This is a genomic window from Paenibacillus germinis, from assembly GCF_013141785.1.
GTDB classification, from domain to species: domain Bacteria; phylum Bacillota; class Bacilli; order Paenibacillales; family NBRC-103111; genus Paenibacillus_E; species Paenibacillus_E phytorum.
Genome location: NZ_WHOC01000091.1, coordinates 1 through 5543, shown reverse-complemented (window position 1 = coordinate 5543; position 5543 = coordinate 1). Strand labels below are relative to the sequence as shown.

The 5543-nt window shown below is 50.1% G+C and carries 2 protein-coding genes and 3 pseudogenes; 1 reads left to right on the top strand and 4 read right to left on the bottom strand.

Features of this window, described 5'->3' with window-relative positions; all coding sequences use genetic code 11:
* Positions 1 to 255: pseudogene (locus GC102_RS18765) on the bottom strand (amidohydrolase family protein); the annotation flags it as partial.
* 143 nt (positions 256 to 398) lie between these two features.
* Between GC102_RS18765 and GC102_RS18760 the strand changes: the two are divergent.
* Complete coding sequence (locus GC102_RS18760) at positions 399 to 1202, top strand: AraC family transcriptional regulator (RefSeq protein WP_171690899.1); 804 nt, start codon at positions 399 to 401, stop codon at positions 1200 to 1202.
* A gap of 259 nt (positions 1203 to 1461) precedes the next feature.
* Here GC102_RS18760 and GC102_RS18755 read toward each other — a convergent pair.
* The 3 genes and pseudogenes from GC102_RS18755 to GC102_RS18745 form a co-directional block, all read right to left on the bottom strand.
* Positions 1462 to 1793, bottom strand: a pseudogene (locus tag GC102_RS18755) (group II intron maturase-specific domain-containing protein); the annotation flags it as partial.
* A gap of 394 nt (positions 1794 to 2187) precedes the next feature.
* Positions 2188 to 2752, bottom strand: a pseudogene (locus GC102_RS18750) (MarR family winged helix-turn-helix transcriptional regulator).
* A gap of 298 nt (positions 2753 to 3050) precedes the next feature.
* A complete protein-coding gene (locus GC102_RS18745; RefSeq protein WP_171690898.1) occupies positions 3051 to 5354 on the bottom strand; it encodes a right-handed parallel beta-helix repeat-containing protein in 2304 nt (767 codons plus the stop codon).
* Positions 5355 to 5543 lie beyond the last annotated feature (189 nt).

Here is a 5543-nt window from a genome sequence, read left to right as displayed (position 1 = left end):
GGCGTAATCCATGTTATACGAATCAATCAATTGTTCGATGACAAAATCTGGGTCGGAGCCGACTTGCCCTCCTCCCGGCGGTACAGCATCCTTTCTTCCGACTCCAATCGGGGAGTAATAGCCGGAGAACATCAAGCCGAGACCGTTCTCCGCCACCCTCGTTTTCCAAGGCTCCTCCAGGTAAGGGACCAGGTCCAAATGGCTCTTTAACGCGTTATGGACGTCGCAATCAATCACTTTCGATCTAGGTTTCATCACAAATCTCCTTGTGTAGTTGGTCAGAAGCGTTCTGTAATGTGATTGTAATATATCCTTGTTCGTTGTACCATGAACTTAACGGCATTTATTTGAATGATTCAATCACAATCCTAATTTTATTTACTTAGGGAGGCGCTTACATGTTGGGGATTAAATCGGTGATTTTCGATGATCGTATCGAAAACTGGAGTATTGCAGATAGCGAGGTCCCCCATCATATCCTGATTTTCATGATTAGCGGAAAAGTGACGTATTGGTTGAACGGGGAGAAGGTTATGCTGAAGAAAGGCGACGTTCTCTTTATCTCCGGGGGCACCTTCCGTTCGTGCGACAACGATCCCGAGGGGCCGCATCAGAAGTACTCGGCTCATTTTCAAGAATTCAGCCAATTGCTGCAGCCACTTTTAGAGAATCCCTACCTCATCTTGCAAATCCGCAATTCCGATTACTTCAAACAGCGCTTCTCCATGCTGCTGCTAGAATGGTTCGACCGCGGGGACGGACACGACTTGATCTGCGAGGGGATCATGCTGGAGTTGCTCGGTCTGGTTATCAAGAGCATGCGAAGCAACGAAGTCAGCGTCCAGAAGCAAGAACTGGTGAACCAGTTGCAAACCTACATTCTGCACAATCATTGCAAGCCGCTCCGGTTAACCGATCTGGCCGATCATGTACAGCGGTCGCCCAATCACATCACCAAGATTTTCCGACAAGTACTGCATCAGACGCCCATCGACTACATCCATCAGGTAAAGACCTCTATCGCCTACGAGATGCTGCGCAACAACCGGCTGACGGTCGCCGAAGTATCTGATCATCTGGGGTATTGCGAACAATCCTACTTCCACCGCATCTTCAAGAAATTCACGGGCATCGCCCCTTCCGCGGTACAGAAAGGTAACTCGGCAGCGCCATTGCCTCCCTTGCCTTCTCAAAGGGCGTAAAGTGAGGAAGCCAACACGGGCTGGAAGGGTTCCATGCCCAAATAATCCCGGGCCTTATACTTTCTGGCGTGTTCAAAAAAGCCTTCATTTCCGCTTAGTAAGCATGGACATGAAGGTTATTCCATTGGTCTTCCCGGCCATCGGATCGAGACCGAGGACAGCGAGCCCATTATGAGTAATGGTTATAAAATCGAGTAGGAGGGGGCGGCTAGCCCCCGACCTCTCACACCGCCGTACGTACCGTTCAGTATATGGCGGTTCATGAAATATTCCGTAAGTACTTGTAACGTTCAGTCAAGCTCACCAATGAGTTTTCCAATATTGGGTATTCATAACACGGTGAGGAATTGGACTGCATGCAATTCACCAATAACCCTTTCGGGTATTACCCCACTCATAGGCTTTGTCTCTAGAAATGCCTAGGGATGTAAGCCTTTTTACTTTCGTTCTTGGCTTCTTCCATTGTTTCCATAGGCACATTCTCAGCCTTCTTCGTATCCACTTGTCCAGTTTTCGAAAGATACTTGGCGTGTCCGCCAACGCATAGTACCCGCACCAACTCGTAAGATACTGGTTAAGTTCCTTTATCCTTTTCATATGTCAATATTTCTTCCTTTTGTTTAAGTATCCTGCCCTTAGCTGAGAAGTCCATCGATCATTTGATATCGGTAGCCTCTTCTCTTGATGTTATTGAACTCCCTCAGTACGATATATTTTTCTCACGAATGCTCGCTTATTCGCAGGATTTCACCCTCGCTAGAAGTACAGAAAAATTGGAAGAGAGACCTCGTAATAGACCTGAGAAACATGAAGGCGCAAGGAAATACAGAGGGAGATTAAAACCACATATTATTCCATATACTTCACGATTCTACACGCCTATGCACTCACATTCCTTCGTTACACCTGTCCAAGGGGTTGTATTCCATAAAATTAGGCACCTAACTATATAGGTGTGAAAATGGGCTAGTTGTGCTAGCCCGTTCTACCCTTTACTGATTCCCTTTTCTTTGGGTCTGGCTGATTCGTCCGTCAGGACCGAGATGCCTTGCGACACTCTGCCGAGCAGGTCGAGAAATACGCTGCGCTCCTCGATACTAAGCAAACCGACCATAGATTCCAGCCTCGCAAAATGTTCCTGAGCCATGTCACGAAGCTTCTTCGCCCCTTGCTCGGTCAAAATGACTGATCTTTGTCGGAACTACTGAACTGGTTCGACGAGATACTAAGCCGTTCCACTCCAAGATGTCGATAAGGCCCGTCACAGTCGCGCGTGTTACGCCTAGATGCTCCGCCAATTGCGAAGGCAGCTCTTCTCCTTCGTGATCTTCAAGGTCTGCCAATAAACGATACCGCCCGGTGGATAAACCGAATCTGGAGAAATGGATCTCCGCGGTATGTTCAAGCTTGGCTCCCGCTGCCATTAGTCTGGATGCAACGAGTACGGCCTGCACATCCACATCCAAGGAATAGCGTTCAAACTGACGCTTCGTTTGGATAAGCGATGGAATGGCGTTATTGTCGTTTTTTTCTTTATTATCGTTGTTCATACATATAGTACGTTGCCCGTTGCCTAATTACTTTTTTGTCAACAAGAAAACAGACAAAAGCCCCTTCTTCGCCGTTCGAACGGCTTGCAGAAAGGGCATCCTTATTCCTCCCTATTTCCAGGGGAACAACGGTGAGTTGACGAACGTTCCCAGGGGATTCGGCTGAGCTGTCATAATCATGCTTATGAATTCCAGACGGAAACGCGTGGAGAATGCCCACTATTCATTTGAAGGATATGGCTGATGATGGGGCGGGGGCCTCCACGGCCTTTGGCGCAGGCATACTTCTTCTGCTTGATTATGGAATGTTGATCAAAGATTTTGCGTTGACTCCGAGACTGGCGGCAGTATGGTTGGTGAACCTGCCGTCAACTGCGACTGCCGATGGGTCGGCGTACAAGATGCGGATCGGGTAATACTGCGTCGTACCGCCATCGCCTTGCGGCAGAAGGAATGCCGCCTTGACCAGTCGCGTTGCGCTGCCTTCCAGATATGCTCCGCTCTTCAAGTTGTTTACGGTAAACACTTGGCCGTTCTCCGACATTGTAGAGCCGGTGTCATGCACATAATCGCACAGTCGGGACACGAAGCCGCTGGAGCCGCATTCGCGCATATGGTTGCCGCCGGTTTGTACGAGCCTGATGTTGTATGTAGAAATACCGGCGTAATTAGTTGCTGTCGTTATGTTCTCCGTTCCCGGATTGACGTCTCTGCCGCATCGGATAGTCGTATTGCCGGTTAGCGTTATCTGATCGCGTCCTGCTACGCTGATCCCTGTTCGTGTCGCATCTCTGACCGTGTTGCCGGTTAGTGCCGAACTGAGAACCTTATTGCCCCACATCGTGTCGGCCGGCACGTTAATGCCGAATCCGATCAACTGAGATAGCACATTTCCGGCTATAACCGCATCGCCGAAGACGCGGATTCCGTCGCCCGTGATGTTGTCGATGACGTTGTCACTGATTTTGACCGGCTTCTGGTATTGGGTCATTATACCGCCGCTTGCCACCCGGGTTGCCGTTGGCAGCTTTCCGGCCCCGGTTATCGTATTGCCTTCTATAGAGATGTCTTCGGATGATTTGGCGAAAGAAGTACCGGATCGATCAAATGCAAAAATTCCATACTCATACGGATGCCGGATCGTGTTGCCTTGGACCAAAACTCTCGCATTGCTGGGCTCTACACCTCCGGCCAAAATTGTAATGGCCGCGGTGAGAACGACCGAGTTGTTGCCTGGCATAATGGTCTTGCATCCGGCCTCGTGAATAATGTTATGCGTAACGTCGATATCTTCGCCCTGAGCGATCAAGATGGAGTGGTAACGGGTTGTCTTGATCAGGTTATGATCGACGGTAATGCGCTTGTTGCGGGCAAACTCAATCCTGTTCTGCATTTGGCCTATACCGACCGCGTTGTCCCCGATGAAGTTCATTCGGTTGTGCGCGACGGTGACTTCCTCGCACCACTCCACGATAAATACCGCATTGGCTTTCTGAGCGAAATCGGTCGGGTTATACAGCTTGTTCCGGCTAATATCCGCCCCGTGAACGGCCTTGATCCAAATTTGGCTCCCGCGAATCGAGCTGATGTTATTGTTGCGGAAAACAATCTCGGTCGAGAGCGTGGCCGTCATGCCGCCCGCCGCGACTTTCCCCTGTGCGACCAGCCCATCCCAAGCAAAATCATAGATGCGGGTACCACTTACCTCGCAATGGTGGCAATGGGCGAAGGATACTGCAAACGCATAATTGACGGCAGGACGCGTTTTGTCCCATATGTTGCCGCCTTCAGCCTCGTCGCGGACGATCTGTCCATCCATACCGATCCCGCTGATCGTAATGTCCGTGCAAGTGTTAAACGAAAAAATTCCTTTGCGGCCCATCTTATGAAGCGTTCCTTCACCCTCGATTCGTTTGCTGGTGTAACCTTGGATGAAAATGGATCCCTCGGCACCGACGCCATAATCCCCTTTCGGGATAACAGTCTTATATACAGACTTGACGGTTGTTTCTATTACCATCCGGTTATCGAACCCGGTTGTCCCATCCCAATCGGCTATCGCTCCGAACATTTGCACCGGATAGCATTCGAGTTCAGGACGACAGAAGCATCCAAGCCCGCCTGGCTGAGACTCGCCGACGTCAAGAAGAAAGTTGGGATGACCTACACGAGATCCGTCCCACGGAACAGTCGTGCTTATTACGGTCCCGCCGTTATGTTCGCTCTTTGGCTTGCCCGGGTTCCAATAGAACAGGCCGCCGCCATAATCCGTATTCGCGTGGTATCCCTGCAAGATGTACAAGGTGTCAACTGTCATCGGTGCGGTGAGAAGATCAACCATGCTTTTCAGAACCGCAGTATTACCGTAGTCCTTCAACTTCGGATCTTTCGGCGGCTTATCCGGATTCTTGGCCTTATCTCCGTATACCGATTCCATTACGGAAGTGCCGTTGGCATGAGCGGAGCTGAGCGTCGATCCGATGACCGCAGCCCCTGCCATCCCAAGCGAAGCCAGCACTGCTCTTCTGCTGATCGCTCTGTTCCGTCCAGTTTGTGTCTCTTCCTCGCTTCGCCCGGTCATCTTTACATGGTTATCGTCCATCGTACATTCCTCCTACTACGTAATGAAATCGCTTAAATACCGATCGAATATAATCCGGCAGTCCGAGCAGGACACGCTCCGCATGGGGCGAATCCCGCGATTTGACTTTTCTACCAAAAATGTCCGTACAATGCTCTCGAACTAGAGGAAAACGCTTTCATTTCGCTGCTGACCCGAATCGCTTCATAG